This window comes from Sphingopyxis sp. LC81, from assembly GCF_000756375.1.
GTDB lineage: Bacteria > Pseudomonadota > Alphaproteobacteria > Sphingomonadales > Sphingomonadaceae > Sphingopyxis.
Map to the genome: position 1 here is coordinate 105,315 of NZ_JNFD01000030.1, position 14,940 is coordinate 120,254.

13 protein-coding genes are annotated in these 14,940 nt (G+C 67.0%); 6 read left to right on the forward strand and 7 right to left on the reverse strand.

Annotated features, from left to right (window positions below; translation table 11 throughout):
• Positions 1 to 4: 4 nt before the first annotated feature.
• The 5 genes from FG91_RS15100 to FG91_RS15120 form a co-directional block, all read right to left on the reverse strand.
• Entirely contained in the window at positions 5 to 1,366 is a 1,362-nt protein-coding gene (locus FG91_RS15100) for a hypothetical protein (protein ID WP_052187677.1), read from the reverse strand.
• A 12-nt stretch (positions 1,367 to 1,378) separates the two neighbouring features.
• Entirely contained in the window at positions 1,379 to 3,556 is a 2,178-nt protein-coding gene (locus tag FG91_RS15105; RefSeq protein WP_037516399.1) for a GumC family protein, read from the reverse strand.
• Between the two features lies 1 nt (position 3,557).
• Positions 3,558 to 4,415, reverse strand: a complete 858-nt coding sequence (locus FG91_RS15110) for a UTP--glucose-1-phosphate uridylyltransferase (protein ID WP_037516401.1) — start codon at positions 4,413 to 4,415, stop codon at positions 3,558 to 3,560.
• A gap of 158 nt (positions 4,416 to 4,573) precedes the next feature.
• Positions 4,574 to 5,512, reverse strand: a complete 939-nt coding sequence (locus FG91_RS15115; RefSeq protein WP_052187678.1) for a hypothetical protein — start codon at positions 5,510 to 5,512, stop codon at positions 4,574 to 4,576.
• A 68-nt stretch (positions 5,513 to 5,580) separates the two neighbouring features.
• On the reverse strand, positions 5,581 to 6,852 hold the full coding sequence (locus tag FG91_RS15120) for an aldehyde dehydrogenase family protein (RefSeq protein WP_052187680.1): 1,272 nt from the start codon (positions 6,850 to 6,852) through the stop codon (positions 5,581 to 5,583).
• A gap of 311 nt (positions 6,853 to 7,163) precedes the next feature.
• Here FG91_RS15120 and FG91_RS15125 point away from each other — a divergent pair, with 311 nt between their 5' ends.
• From FG91_RS15125 to FG91_RS15135, 3 genes are read left to right on the forward strand one after another with little or no spacing between them, the layout of a single operon-like run.
• On the forward strand, positions 7,164 to 8,516 hold the full coding sequence (locus FG91_RS15125) for a UDP-glucose dehydrogenase family protein (RefSeq protein WP_037516403.1): 1,353 nt from the start codon (positions 7,164 to 7,166) through the stop codon (positions 8,514 to 8,516).
• Positions 8,513 to 9,526 carry an NAD-dependent epimerase/dehydratase family protein gene (locus FG91_RS15130; protein WP_037516405.1) on the forward strand — a complete coding sequence of 338 codons (1,014 nt, stop codon included), beginning with the start codon at positions 8,513 to 8,515 and terminating at the stop codon, positions 9,524 to 9,526. The genes FG91_RS15125 and FG91_RS15130 overlap by 4 nt, the downstream gene beginning before the upstream one ends.
• A 37-nt stretch (positions 9,527 to 9,563) precedes the next feature.
• Positions 9,564 to 10,754 (forward strand): glycosyltransferase family 4 protein, encoded by a 1,191-nt coding sequence (locus tag FG91_RS15135; RefSeq protein WP_052187682.1) that lies wholly within the window; start codon positions 9,564 to 9,566, stop codon positions 10,752 to 10,754.
• On the opposite strand, the gene FG91_RS15140 is transcribed toward FG91_RS15135, so the two are convergent.
• Together FG91_RS15140 and FG91_RS15145 are read right to left on the reverse strand one after the other, a co-directional pair.
• Complete coding sequence (locus FG91_RS15140) at positions 10,751 to 11,029, reverse strand: hypothetical protein (protein ID WP_152568127.1); 279 nt, start codon at positions 11,027 to 11,029, stop codon at positions 10,751 to 10,753. The two genes, FG91_RS15135 and FG91_RS15140, sit on opposite strands and share 4 nt — an antisense overlap.
• A 15-nt stretch (positions 11,030 to 11,044) precedes the next feature.
• Positions 11,045 to 12,205, reverse strand: a complete 1,161-nt coding sequence (locus FG91_RS15145; RefSeq protein WP_037516409.1) for an acyltransferase family protein — start codon at positions 12,203 to 12,205, stop codon at positions 11,045 to 11,047.
• A gap of 186 nt (positions 12,206 to 12,391) precedes the next feature.
• Here FG91_RS15145 and FG91_RS15150 point away from each other — a divergent pair, with 186 nt between their 5' ends.
• The 3 genes from FG91_RS15150 to FG91_RS15160 are packed head-to-tail and all read left to right on the forward strand — an operon-like array spanning position 12,392 to position 14,888.
• Positions 12,392 to 13,573, forward strand: coding sequence for a glycosyltransferase (locus tag FG91_RS15150; RefSeq protein ID WP_037516411.1), 1,182 nt, complete (start codon positions 12,392 to 12,394; stop codon positions 13,571 to 13,573).
• On the forward strand, positions 13,570 to 14,133 hold the full coding sequence (locus tag FG91_RS15155) for a polysaccharide biosynthesis/export family protein (RefSeq protein ID WP_037516413.1): 564 nt from the start codon (positions 13,570 to 13,572) through the stop codon (positions 14,131 to 14,133). The genes FG91_RS15150 and FG91_RS15155 overlap by 4 nt, the downstream gene beginning before the upstream one ends.
• Entirely contained in the window at positions 14,133 to 14,888 is a 756-nt protein-coding gene (locus FG91_RS15160) for a serine acetyltransferase (RefSeq protein WP_081940623.1), read from the forward strand. Before FG91_RS15155 ends, FG91_RS15160 begins: the two co-directional genes overlap by 1 nt.
• Positions 14,889 to 14,940: the final 52 nt, after the last annotated feature.

Consider the following 14,940-nt stretch of genomic DNA (forward strand, 5'->3'; position numbering starts at 1 on the left):
GCGCTTACAGCGACGGCCGCACCTTCGCGCCCGGGATCAGGCGCCGCGAACGCTTCTGCGGACGCGGCGCCGCCCGCGCGGCATGGATAGTGTAGCCGCAGAGCAGCCCATAGAGCGCCAGTCCCTCGACCTGCCAGAACGGCATCGTCGCCATATTGAGCAGGAAGAAGGCGAAATGCGCCGCGAGCAGCTTGAAGCGCTCGCCGTGCGCCGAAGCCGCCGCGGCGAACATGACCGTCCACAGCGCGATCATCGCCGCCACGCCGAACCAGCCGAGTTCGTAGAGCGTCGCGATCAGTGTGTTGTGCGGATAGACTTTGAACACGCCCTCCCAGCTCTCCGGCCCGAGGCCGAACAGATGCTGAAGCGGCGCCCCCTCGGCCCAGGCATAGATATAGCTGCTCCAGATCAGCGGCCGCCCGGACATCACCTGCCGTTCGAGCAGGTCGAAGTCGCGCGGCGGTTTGATCAGCCCGGCGGGGTCCGCGAGGAAGGCGGAAAGGTCCGCGAAACTCGCGCTGTACGACAAGGCGGCGACCGAGACGAGTAGCACGCCCGCGACCATGGCCGTCACCGCCATCGGCGCGCGCTGGTCGCGCCGCACGCTCAGCGTCAGCCCGCTTAGGAAGGCGGCGAGCGCGAGCGGCGCGAACGCGAGGATCGTCGTGCGATAACCCGCGAGCAGGATGCCGATCAACGTCGCGAGCAGGAAGGCGATGCGCACCGCGCGCGGCGCCGATTTGGCGAAACAGCCGACCAGAAACCCCGTCATCATCGCGACCGAGAAGGCCGCTTCGTGATTATAGCCGCCGATCCAGACCAGCCCGTCGCCGTCCTCCGATCCCTTGGGCAGGTTGAGCGCCAGCGACAGCGCCTGAAACACGAGCAGCGGAAGGAACGAAACCATCGCCCAGCTCAGGAACCGCGCGTCGGGATCGCTGCGCAGCGCCTGGAACACCGCGAGCATGATGACGATCATATAGGCATATTTGACCGCCACGTTGATCCCGCCGGCCGCATCGCCGTTGAGCGCGGCGCTGAACAGCGCGAGCCCGACCAGCGCGTAGACGGGCAGCAGCCATTTGAGCGCCAGATTGGCCGGCCGCACCACAAAGAGCAGCCCGAACGCGGTCACCCCGATCGAAAGCAGGGCATTGCCCGAAAGCCCGCCCGCGAGCGGCTGGAACATATAGAGATGATAGGCGCCCGCCGTGTAGCGCATCCACAGCGCCACCACGACGAATGCGCCCGCGACGCTGCCCGCCCGCCGCGCCGCGATGACGAGCGAAACGAGTAGCACCGCCGTCACCGGCAGCAGGATGCCGAGCCCGAACGCCGGGCCGTAAGGTAGCGCCTGCGTGGTCACGGCGCCGCAGGATCAATCGGCATAATAGGGACGGTACGACTTCAGGAAGGTGCCGCCATCTTCATAGCCAGCCCGCTCCTGCTCGCGCACGTCGACCAGCGTAAGCACCGCGCCCAGCATCTCGGCATGGACATCGTACAATCGCCGCAGCGCCACCGACGCCGCCTTGGCCGGTGTCTTGCGCCAGCGCACGAGGAACACCACCCCGTCGGCCATGCTCGCGATCACGCGCGCCTCGTCGACCGGCAGCACCGGCGGCGTGTCGAGGATCACGAGGTCGTACCGCCCACGCACTTCCTCGATCAGCTCGGCGAGCCGCGGACTCTCGGTCAACCCGACGCCCTTGGAATCGAGCCGCTGCGGCAGCAGAAAGGCGCCCGACATGCTGTCCTTGACGATCGCCTGTTCCAGCGTCGCCTGCCCCGCCAGCACTTCGTCCAGCCCCAGCTTCACGCCGTCGGCGAACTGCCGGCTGGACGCGCGCCGCCGTGCATCGGCGTCGATCAGCAGCACCTTGCCACCCGCCGCCGCCACCGCGCGGGCCAGCCCCATCGCGGTCGTGGTCTTGCCCTCACCCGGAACCGCCGAGGTGATCGCGACGACACGGATCGGGCCCGCCGCCTCGGCAAACTGGATCGACGTACGGAGCGTGCGGAACGCCTCGGCATAGGTCGATTGGGGCCGCTTGAGCAGTAACTCCGCCGGGGGCGCCGGCGGACCCAGCTTGCGATAGCCGGGCAGCGTGTTGGCGTCGGGGATCGAAGCAAGCGTCGACAGCCCCAGCGTTTCCTCGATCGCATCGCTCGTTTCGATGCCGCGTTCGAGCAGCTGGAGCAGGACAACGAGCAGCACGCCGATGCCGAGCCCGCCGACCACGGCCATCGCCGCATAGATCAGCATGTTCGGCGAACTCGGCGCGCTGGGAACGCGCGCGCGGCTGACGATATAGGCATCGCTGCGCTCCAGCCCCGATTGCGCGACCGTCTGGCGATAGCGATCGAGGAACGCCTGATAGAGCGTCCGCGCCGATTCGGCGTTGCGCTCCAGCTCGTTCAGCCGCACCGACGCCGCATTGTCGCTCGCGAGCTTACCCTCGGACTGCGCCACCGACCCCGCGAGCGAACCCGCGCGCTGGTTGGCGATACTCGCCTGGATCGCGACGTTGGAGACGATGCGCTGCACCTCGGCCGCGATCTGCTGATCGGCGACGCGGAGCTGGCTCTGCGCGCGAACGAGATCGGGATGCCGCGGGCCATAGCGTTTTTCGAGCGCCCCGACCTCGCGCGCCACCTCGGCACGCTGCGCGCGCAACTGGCTGACCACGGGGGAATCGAGCGAATCGCCGAGCTCCTCGCCGGTCCGCCCGCCGCTCAGCTGCGCGCGCGCGGCCGAAAGGCGCGCCTGCGCCGCGGCATTCTCGGCCTTGGCTTGGGCAAGCTGGGTCGACAGCCCCGACAGCTCCTGCTGCGTCACACTGCTCGCTTCGGAGACCGCGAAAAGATTGTGCGCGGCGCGATAGTCCGCGACTTCGCGCTCGGCGCCGACCACCTGCGCGCGAAGATCCTGAAGCCGTTGCTCCAGAAATCCGCGCGCCCGATGCGTCGCCTCGGTCTTCGATCCGACCTGCCCCGATACATAATCGTCGACCAGCGCATTGGCGATCTGCGCCGACTGCACCGGCGTGCCGCCTTCGAACGAGACGCTGATCGCATAGGAGAGCCCGTCGCGCTTCACCGTCAGCCCGCTCAGCAGCGTACCGATCGCGCGCTGGCGCCCGATCAGGTCGGGCTGCGCCGTCGGCCGGCCCTGTCCGGCGGCCTCGTTGAACGCCGGGTCGCGTTCGAGCTTCAGCCGATCGACCACCCGCCCGATGAGTTCGGGCGAGCGCAAGACCTGCACCTCGGTATCGACCGCCGCCGAATCGGGATCGGTCGTCGGGATCACCGAATCGACCTTGATGACCTGCTCGGCCGTCCGTTCGAGCGCAACCTGCGCGGTGGCAAGGTAGCGCGGTTCGGCGGCGAGATAGGCGGCCGCGGCGATCACGATCGCCGCGGCCATCGCCGCACATAGGATCATCCATCGCCGGCGCAGCACCCCGCCGACCCGGCGCAGGTCGATCAGTGCACCGCGATCGACCTCAGGGTCCGCTTCCCGGCCGCGCGGGATATGCCGTGTAACTGCGTCCATACTATGCGGCAGCCAGGAAAGCGCGCACCGCGGGCGCGATGTCGGGACGGGCGAGCGCCAGCGCGAGCGTCGCGGTCACAAAGCCGCTCTTGTCGCCGCAATCATAGCGCTTGCCCTGGAAAGTGACCCCGTGGAACGGCTGCTGGCCGATCATCCGCGCCAGCGCATCGGTGAGCTGGATCTCGCCGCCCGCGCCTTCCTCTTGGCTGCCGAGGACGTTCATCACCTCGGGCTGGAGGATGTAGCGGCCGATGACGGCAAGCCGCGACGGCGCAACGTCCGGAGCCGGCTTCTCGACCAGTCCCCTGACTTCGGTAATCGCCCCCGTGCGCGAGCCGGGCGTGACGATGCCATATTTTTGCGTGTCCTCCGCCGCGACTTCCTCGGTGCAGATCAGATTGCCGCCGAGATCGGCATAGGCTTCGACCATCTGCTTGAGGCAGCCGGGCTCGCCGACCATCAGATCGTCGGGCAGCAGCACCGCAAAGGGCTCGTCGCCAACGAGGCGGCGCGCGCACCACACGGCATGGCCCAGCCCGAGGGGCTCCTGCTGCCGCACGATGTTGATGTCGCCCGGCGGCGGCCGGGTGCCGTCGAGCGCGGAAAGCGACTTGCCGCGCCGGGCCATCGCTTCCTCAAGCTCGAAAGCATGATCGAAATGGTCCTCGATCAGGCTCTTGCCGCGGCTGGTGACGAAGATGAACTGCTCGATGCCCGCCTCGCGCGCCTCATCGACCGCATATTGGATGAGCGGCCGGTCGACGACGGGCAGCATTTCCTTGGGCATCGACTTGGTCGCCGGAAGGAACCGGGTTCCAAGGCCGCCGATGGGGAACACGGCCTTGCGTATTTTTCGCATCTTTTCACCCTTTTCTGGTCGCTGGGTTCCCCCCCAATTAACCAGCATTCGGATCGGCAGACACGATCGCCGCGTGCTGCCAAGGAGCGACCTGCGCCTTTACGCTGCATTGCAGCAAGAGCCCGGCGTCGAAACGTGTCCAAAGTGCGCCAAGCCATTCAGAGCTTGGGCGGTGTCCCGGCAAAGGACACTCCGCCCGGCACCGAGCCCCCGCCGCGCGAGCGGACCAGCGGCGTGCCCGGCGGCACCTGGATATCGTGCGAGCCGATGATGATTTTCGCCGGTCCGTGATGCACGTCGAAGATCGGCCAGCCCCGGTCGCTCTTTACCGTCAGATGCTCGATATGGATGACCAGCGGTTCGCTTGCCCCTTTCGCCGCCATGATCGTGAAATGGTTGGTGTCGCCGATCCCGCCGATCTTGACGGGATTGATACTGCTGAGCCGCGTCGCGCGGATGCTCGACCAGAGGCGGAAATTGCGCGCGTTGCGGCCGCTGACGCAATCGTCGAGCAAAGTCTCGGTCGACTTCAGGTCGAACCCGCCGTCGCTATTGTCCCACGCGGCGCATTGGCGAAACAGAATCCGCGCATTGCCGCGTTCGGTCGAGAAACCGTCGCCGTTCCAATATTGCCTGGCTTTGCGCTGCCATTGAAAGCCGCGCATCGAGCAGCGCTCGACCCGGAAGTCGTGCGCGGTGCCGTCGAAGGCGATGCCGACCGGCAGGTCGGTCGCGCCCGTCGTCCGCATGCCGCTCGCGCTGACATCCTCGATCACCCCGTCGTGGCTGTCATAACGGATGCGCGCGAAGCTGCGTTCGAGATTGCTCGCCTTCGCCCCGCGCACGCGGAGCCCGACGCTCCCCGCCCCCGCCAGTTCGGGTGCCGCCTTGTTCTCGATCACCCGGTAGCCGCCCTCCACCCGGACATTGGCGATCTGCACATTGCGAACCGGCTCGCGGATCACGAACAGGCCGTTGCCGACATCGCGGGCGCGCACGCCGCGATAGACGGCGCCCGACTCCACGAAATAGACCGGTTCGCCTCCTGCATTGATCTGAACCGCCTTCGCGGCGAAGCGAGAGGATGGATTGTCCATGCGGCCGCGCTAATCGGCGCGCACCGATCAAGGCCAGCGCGATGCGGCGCGGCGTGGCGCGTCCGGGGTCAGTGCAGCGCGGGCGCCGCTCCACCCAGATCGTCGCCGCCGTCGCGCGCGGATGCCCGCGCGAAACCGGCCAAAGGCTGGCGACAAACGTGCCGCGTCCGGCTAAATCGCCGGAAACCGGCTTCGCCGTGATCGATGTTGAGCGTCATGCCCGCATCGGCCTTCGCCGCGGACGGAACGCGCCCGTCGATCGCGATCGCCGAAGACAGCGTATGTTCCAGCACGTGCCGGCGTTCGGCGGCATCACGGCCGAAATAAGTGATGGCGAGCGGCGGCGGTCGCCGATGGATCGTGGCGATCGCATCCTCGATCCGCGCATAATTGCGCAGAGGCAGGATCAGCCCCCGAAACTCCTCCTGCATCACCAGCATGTCTTCGCTGGCGTGGCGAATGATGTGGAGCGGCATTCCCGCCCCGCGCGGCTCCGCCGTCATCACCTCGCCTCCGCGCGCGCGCGCGTTATCCAATAGCCGCGCCAGCCGTTGCTGTTCGGCGCCCGGCAGCGCCGCTTCGTTCGCCCCGGGCTGCATCGCGGCGCGCCACAGCCAGGACGCAATCGCCTCTTCCTGCTCTTCGGGCACGAGAAGATAGTCGGGCGCGAGCGGTGCGCTTCCGCCCTTGAGGCGCTTGCGTGCGATCACATTGTCGGCCGCCTTGGCAAAATCGGCCGAGCGTCCGAGGATGACCGGCGACGGGCCCGAGCGCGCAATCATAACCCCATCGCCTTCCTGCGGTTCGCTTGTCACCAGCAGGTCGAACGGCTGCTGTGCAAAGTCGCCATCGGACGCGACCGCCAGTTCGAGCGGATCGAAAAAATCGGGCGCGAGTTCGCCGATCAGCCGGCCCAACTGCTCCGAGGCCGCGTCGAATTTCAACGTCACCCGGTTGCCTGCGGCGAGCGCCCCCGCGAGGATGCCCGCCGTCCGGAGCAGCGGCAGCGACGCCGGCGCCGCGATGCCGATCACCCCGACCGGCAGATATTCCACATAGTCGCCGGCCCCGCGCAGCCGCGCGAGCAGGCTGCGCCCGCCTTTGGGGCGCATCCAGCGGCCCACTCCGTCGATCGCTGTCCGCAGCGCCGCCAGCGCCGGCGCCACTTCGATAAGCCTGGCGGAGTCCGAATCCTGATTCGGCTGGTCGGCGGCGAGCGCGTCGCACAGCGCGTCGGCGTTTTTTTCGATCATCAGCACCGCACGCCGCAGCCGGTCGCGGCGAAGGGCCAACGACACCGGCAAGTCGGCGAAAAATGCCCCACGTTGCGCTTCCAGCATCTCACCCTTCCCGCATTTTATCCCGTCCAGCTTCTACTCCGACGCTGACCCGTGGCAAGTTCAAGTCGAAGCGTTTCGTCGCATTGCAGCCAATTCGGCTGGCCGTCGTTTAGGCAAAGCCTCGAATTATCCGCTTCTAAACTATCGCATTTTTTCTCCCTGTCCCGTTCTGGGTCGGGATTTTGGGAACGATCATTTCGCCTTTCAATTGCCTCCGCTCAAAGCTGGCAAGTTGACCGTTAACCGTTGCGACGCGATTGTTCGCACGTGCAGCAAAAAGCCGACTTCATATAAAAAGGGAGCAACGCGTAATGCGTATCGTAATGATCGGGTCCGGCTATGTCGGGCTCGTTTCGGGCGCGTGTTTTGCCGATTTCGGCCATCATGTGACCTGCGTCGACAAGGACGCGAACAAGATCGCCCGCCTGCAGGCCGGCGGCATCCCCATCTATGAGCCCGGTCTCGACGATCTGGTCGCCCGCAACGTCGCGGCGGGCAATCTCGCCTTTACCACCGAGTTGTCCGAGGCCGTCGGCGCCGCCGACGTCGTGTTCATCGCGGTCGGCACTCCCAGCCGCCGCGGCGACGGCCACGCCGACCTGTCCTATGTCCACGACGCGGCGCGCGAGATCGCCGGCGCGCTCTCCGGCTTCACCGTGATCGTCACCAAATCGACCGTGCCCGTCGGCACCGGCGACGAGGTCGAGCGGATCGTCCGCGAGTGCAACCCCGCCGCCGAATTCGCCGTCGCCTCCAACCCCGAATTCCTGCGCGAAGGCGCCGCGATCGAGGACTTCAAGCGCCCCGACCGCGTCGTGATCGGCATCGAGGATGCTCGTGCGCGCGCGCCGATGGAAGAAGTCTATCGCCCGCTGTCGCTCAACAAGGCGCCGATCGTCTTCACGAGCCGGCGCACCAGCGAGCTGATCAAATATGCCGCCAACGCCTTCCTCGCGATGAAGATCACCTACATCAACGAGATGGCCGACCTGTGCGAGCAGGTCGGTGCCGACGTTCAGGAGGTCGCCAGCGGCATCGGGCTCGACAACCGGATCGGCGCGAAGTTCCTGAATGCCGGTCCCGGCTATGGCGGCTCCTGCTTCCCCAAGGACACGCTCGCGCTGATGAAGACCGCGCAGGACCACGACGCGCCGCTGCGGCTGATCGAGGCGACGGTCGCGGTGAACGAACAGCGCAAGCGCGCGATGGGCCGCAAGGTCATCGCCGCGATGAACGGGCAGGTGCGCGGCCGCACCGTCGCGGTGCTCGGCCTGACCTTCAAACCCAACACCGACGATATGCGCGACGCGCCGTCGATCGCGATCATCCAGACGCTGCAGGATGCGGGCGCCAAGGTCCGCGCCTATGACCCCGAGGGCATGGACGCGGCCAAAGCCGTGCTGTCCGACGTCGAATATGCATCCTCCGCCTATGCCGCCGCCGAAGGTGCGGCGGCGACAGTGATCGTCACCGAATGGGACGCGTTCCGCGCGCTCGACCTGGCGCGCCTCAAGGCCGCGATGGCCGAGCCGGTGCTCGTTGACCTCCGCAACATCTACCCGCCCGCGCGGGCCGAGGAAGCGGGGCTGCGCTATGTCGGCATCGGCCGGCCGGGCCAGCCCGCGGACGAAGCCGAGGCCGCGAACGAAAGGCACGCCGCGTGACCGACGACAGCCCCATCCTGGTAACCGGCGCCGCGGGCTTCATCGGCCATGCGGTGTCCGAACGGCTCCTCGCGCGCGGCGAACGCGTGCTCGGGCTCGACAATTTCACCGACTATTACGACGTTTCGCTCAAGAAGGCGCGCACCGCGCGGCTCGTCGATAATTTCAACTTCCGGCTGATCGACGGCGACATCGCGAGCCCCGGGCTGATCAGCGAGCTGGTCGAAGCGAACGGCATCCGCCGGATCGTCCATCTCGCCGCGCAGGCGGGTGTTCGCTACAGCCTCGAAAACCCCTTCGCTTATGAGCATAGCAATCTCAAAGGGCATCTCGCGGTGCTCGAGGCGGCGCGCCACGCGGGCAATATCGAGCATCTCGTCTATGCCTCGTCGAGCTCGGTCTATGGCGACCGCCCGCTCGGCGGCACCGGCTTTCGCGAGGACGAGCCCTGCACCGCGCCGGTCTCGCTCTATGCGGCGACGAAGCGCAGCTGCGAGCTGATGAGCGAAAGCTATGCCAAGCTCTATCACCTGCCGCTCAGCGGGCTGCGCTTCTTCACCGTCTATGGCCCGTGGGGCCGGCCCGACATGGCCTATTATGGCTTCGCGCAGAAGATCCTCCTCGGCCAGCCGATCGAGGTGTTCGGCGAAGGCCGGATGGCGCGCGACTTCACCTATATCGACGATATCGTCGACGGCGTGGTCGGTGTGCTCGACCGCCCGCCGGCGGGCGGCGAAAACCGGCTGCTCAACATCGGCGACTGCAATCCCGTCGGGCTGATGGACATGATCGCGGTGCTCGAACGCGCGCTCGGCCGGCCGGCGATCAAGCTGATGCGGCCGATGCAGCCGGGCGACGTGACCGCGACCTACGCCGACATCTCGGCGATCAACGCGCTCACCGGATACAGCCCGAAGGTCCCGCTTGCCCGCGGGATCGAGCGGTTCGTCGACTGGTATCTGGGCGAAATAGAAAATGGTGGAAGAGGGCCGATGGCAGCGGTGGCCTGAGCCGGAAAATCCGGCCGGGCGCTAATGGAGTTTGACAATGCTGCAACGGACAAGTCTGTCTTCCGGCGCCCCCGCGGACGCGCCCGTCATCTGCGTGACCGGCCTTCGCGGCTTCCCGCATGTGATGGGCGGGATCGAAAGTCACTGCGAGGAGCTTCTCCCGCGGATCAAGGCGATCTGGCCCGATCACCGTTCGGTGGTGCTCGGCCGCGCGCCCTATCTGCCCGAGCCGGTGGGCGAGCATCGCGGCGTCGAGATCGTCGGCATCCCCTGCCCGCGCTCGCAAAATCTGGAGGCAGTGGTGTCGACCCTGCTCGCGGTCCTTTCCGCCCGCAAGCGCGGCGCCGGGCTGATCCATATCCATGCGATCGGCCCCGGCCTGCTCGCGCCGCTGGCCCGGCTGCTCGGTTTGAAGGTCGTCGTGACGCACCATGGCACCGATTATCACCGCGCCAAATGGGGCCTCGCCGCGCGCACCGCGCTGCGCGCCGGCGAGTGGCTGGCGCTCAGCTTCGCCAATCGCGTCATTGCCGTCTCACCCTCGCTGGCGGCGCAGCTGCGGCAAAGCTTCCCGAAACGCGCGCACGCGATCGCCTATATTCCCAACGGCACATCGGACCTGCCCGGCGATGCCGACCCGGCGCTCGTGCTCGAACGGCTGGGCCTCGAGGACGGCAACTTCCTCCTCGCCGTCGCGCGGCTCGTTCCCGAGAAGGGCCTGCACGACCTGATCGACGCCTATGAGCGGTCGAATTGCACGGCGAAGCTGGTCATCGCGGGTTCGGCCGATCACGAAAGCGAATATGCCCGCGAGCTTCTCGAACGCGCGAGCGACCGCGTGACCTTTGCCGGCGTCCAGTCGCGCGCGACGCTGAAGTGCCTCTATGAACATTGCGCGCTGTTCGTGATGCCCTCCTATCACGAAGGCCTGCCGATCGCGGCGCTCGAGGCGGCGAGCTGCGGCGCGCGGATGCTGCTGAGCGACATCCCGGCCAACCTCGACATCGGGCTCGACGCGCCGAACTATTTTCCGGTCGGCGATGTCACGGCGCTCGCCGAGCGGCTGAACGCCGATTGCGCCGATTTTCAGGTCGACCGCGACGCCGTGCGCGCGCGCTTCAGCTGGGACAAGGCGGCGGAGGACACGCTCGACGTCTATCGCGCCACGCTCGCGCCGGGCCGGACCGCCCCGCGCACGCCCAATTATTCCGACGCGGTGGAAGCCTAGGCGCCGAGCCGGGCGACGACTTTCGCCCGGTCCGCCGCATCGATCGGCCCACTGACTTCGATACCCGCACCGGTCCGCGCCGCGCGCGCGATCCGCGGGTGCCACGCATTTTCCCGCCACGCCCAGCTGCGAACTCGCCAGCGCCCCGGCCCGTCGGACTCGATCGCCAGCGTCGGCCGTCCGGTCTTGTCGGACCCGGAACCGGCGTCCTTTGCGGTGCAGGCGCTGCCGGCGGCCGCGGCGGCCATCGAAGTCAGAAGCGTTCGTCGATCCATTTCCATATCCTGTGGCTAGGGCGCCGCGATCTTTTCGGGCACCGTCTGAAGCGCGCGCGGCGTGCTGCCCCCGGCCACACGCTTGATCATCGCCTTGCCCAGCCGCTGCCCGGGCAGCTCGACGAGCTTATAGGTCACAAAAGCAAGGGCGTAGGTCACCGGCACCACGATCGCCCCGGTCAGGACGAACCGCCCCGCGGCGCCGAGCCCGGTGCCGAACTGTCCGATCACCGCCGCCGCGACCGGCTGCAGGATCAGCAAATGGATGAGGTACGTCCCGTAAGAAAGCTCGCCCAGCCAATAAAAGGGCCGGCTGCCGAGCAGGCGCGAAACCCAGCCGATCGCCCCGAGCGAGCGCCAATGGACCAGCGCGAAAAAGCCGAACACGAGCAGTTCGCGCACCGCGAAATGGAGCAGGTCCTGATCGCCCCCGATCGGGATCGCGGCGAGCAGCATCGCGGCGCCAAGGCGCACCCATAGCCACGCAAGGCTCTCCCCCGGACCGGCGGCGATCAGCATGCCGGCGAGGAAAAGCTGGAGCTTCAATGGCAGGAAGGACGGCATCGGATAGTCGAGCCCCGCCGCTCCGGCGAGCAAGGCGATGGCCACACCGCCGCCCGCCGCGACCAGCGCCGCGGGAATCCAGCCGATCCGCCGTCCGAGCAGGATCAGGAAAGGAAAGAGCAGATAGAATTGCATTTCGAGCCCGAGGCTCCAGTCGGGCAGCGGCGTGCGAAAGGCATAATCGGGCAGCAGTCCGAACAGGAAGGTCAGATGCATCACGATATTGGTGAGGCTCGCATCGGTATAGCGCTCGGCCGGCTGGAGCGCCTGGCCGAGGAAGCTGTCGATCGCGACGCGGTCGGCATAGATCGACGGCCCCGCGATCAACGCCGCGGCGAGCGTCACATAAAAAAGCGGCGCCAGCCGGAAAAAGCGGCGCGTCCAGAAAGCCGCCCAGGTGCCGGGCGCGTCCCAGTCTTCGCTGCCCGCACGCAGCCGGTACTGGTACATCATCAGGAAGCCCGAGAGCAGGATGAACAGGTCGACGCCGAGGTCGGGCTTGCCGATCAGCGGCAAGCGGAAACCGGTCAGAATCATCATATGCCCGATGAGCACCCAGAGGGCCGCGACGCCGCGCAGGCCATCCAGACACTCGACTCGCCGAATGTCCATTAAATACCTCCGCAAAATCGTTCGTCGATGTCCGCCCTGATAGACGTATCGCGGCGCGAAACCCTTTGAAATCGGCCAGATGCCCCGCCGAGACGATGAAGCGGGCGCCGCTGTGTGCACTGCAACAAATGCCCGTGGTAGGAGTTCTCCAGAGGCGAATTCCGCCCGAAACTCCAGCGAGGAACCATGCTGCACCGAAAGCGGATTTTATTCGCGATCAACTCGCTCGCGGGGGGCGGCGCCGAGCGCGTCCTCGCCACCCTGCTGGCAGGATCCGTGCCTTGGCGCGCGCGCTACGATATCCATCTCGCGCTGCTCGACGACGAGCCGCGCGCCTATGACGTACCCGAATGGGTCGAGGTTCATCAGCTCGATGCCCGGCACAAATTGCTGCCGAGCCTGACCCAGCTTCGCGCGCTCGTCGGGCGCGTGTCGCCCGATGCGACGCTCAGCTTCCTGACCCGCGCTAATATCGCCAATGCCTGGGCGATGGCGGGGCGCGGCCGGCCCTGGCTGATCAGCGAGCGGGTCAACACCAGCGCCCATCTGGGCAATGCGCGCGCCGCCAAGGCGATGGTCCGCATCGTCTATCCGCGCGCCGCGCATGTCATCGCGGTGTCCGAAGGCGTGGTCGACGATCTTGCCGCCAATTTCGGCGTCGCGCGCGCGCGCATGTCGGCGATCGCCAATCCGGTCGACCATCGGCGCATCGCCGAACTGGCTGCCGAACCGCCCGCCTTCGTGCCTGCCGATCGCTATATCGTCTCGGCCGGACGGCTCATGCCGAACAAGAATTTTCCGCTCTTGCTGCGCGCCTATGCGCAGGCCTCGCCGCACGAACGCCTCGTCATCCTTGGCGAAGGACCGGAGCGCGGCGCGCTTCAAGCACTCACCGCCTCGCTTGGAATCGCCGACCGGGTCGACATGCCGGGCTTCGTCGCCAATCCCTTCGCGGTGGTCGCGCGCGCGCAAGCTTACGCGATGCCCTCCAATGCGGAGGGCTTCCCCAACGGACTGGTCGAGGCGATGGCGTGCGGCGTCCCCGTCGTCGCGACCAATTGCGCGTCGGGTCCGTCCGAAATTCTGGCCGGCCGGTCGCGCGATACGATCAGCGGCAGGATCGATGTCGATGCCGGTGCGTTGGTGCCGACCGATGACGTTGAAGCCTTTGCCGCAGCACTCGTCGATGTGCTCGCCGAGCCGCGCCGCAGCGCTTGCGGCGCGCGGGCGCGCGATCGCTCGCTGGCTTATGGCGTCGAACAGGCGGCCGCAAATTACTGGGCGCGGATCGAGGCGGCGCTGCGCGCGCCGTCCGCCACGTCCGAAATCGAAGATATATCAGCCTATCGTCCGGGAGTAAGTTCATGAAATGGCACATGCAGATCGCACTGGCGGGGGCGCTGATGGCGCTCGGCGGGGGCGCCGGCCAACCCCCGCCCGCGGGCAGCGGCGCCGCGCCGCCCCCCGCCACGGCTTTCGTCCTTTCGCCGGGCGACAAGATCAAGGTCGCGACCTATGGCGAAGAGAAACTCACCGGCGATTTCGAGGTTTCGCCCGCAGGCACGATCGCCTTCCCGCTGATCGGCGAGGTCAAGGCGGCGGGACTCCAGACTGAGGAGCTGTCCAAAGCGATCGAGGCAAAACTCGGCGACGGCTATCTGCTCGAACCGCAGGTTTCGGTCCAGGTCGCCAATTTCCGCCCCGTCTACATCCTCGGCGAAGTGAACAAGCCCGGCGAATATCCTTATACGCAGGGCCTCACCATCCGCGGCGCGGTCGCGAAAGCCGACGGCTTCACCTATCGCGCGAACGAGAAGCGCGTCTTCCTCAAACGCGCGGGCGAAGCTGGCGAGCAGGAATATCCGATGAGCGCCGATTTCGCGGTGCTTCCCGGTGACACGATCCGTTTCGGCGAGCGCTATTTCTGATGGATATGGCCACCGCATCGCTGACGCCCGTTCCGGCGTTCGAGGAACCCGTGTCCGACGAGGCGGGCAAGCCGCATCGGCGCGGTTGCCCGGTGAGCTTCGCCAAATTGAAGGCGCTGCTCGCCGCCGACCTTTACCGCTATGCGGGACGCGTCGGCTTCGGCGCCTTCGCCAAGCATTATGCCTTCACCCCGGGGTATAAATATACGGTGCTGATGCGCACGACGGGCTGGCTCAAACTCAAGCCCGCCAAGGCGTTCGGCCTCTATCCCTTTGCCAAATGGCTGCTGCTGCGCGCGCGCTATAAATATGGCTTCGCGATCCCCGAATATATGGAGATCGGGCCGGGCCTGTTCCTCAATCGCTTCGGCGGCTTCTATTTTCACGGCGACACGGTGCTCGGCAGCAACGTCAACATCACGCACGGCGTCGTGCTCGGCTATATGAACCGCGGCGGCAGGCGCGGCGCGCCGGTAATCGGCGACCGCACCTTCCTGGGGTCGGGCGCGAAGGTAATCGGCGGGATTCATGTCGGCGCGGAGGCGGCGATCGGCGCCAACGCCGTGGTGACGAAGGACGTGCCCGAGCGCGGCGTCGTCGGCGGCATCCCGGCGAAGCTGCTCTCCGATCAGGGGTCCGACGGCTATATCAACCGCCTTGCGCCGCCCGAACTGCTCGCGGCGTGCGAGGGTGCGCTCTACGGATCGCGCCGAGCGTCTCAAACCGAAATCCGCCCAGAGCACAGCCATCTGTAATTGAAAAAGCCGCGTGCTCCCGCGAAGGCGGGAGCCCATCTCCGGCCGGTGC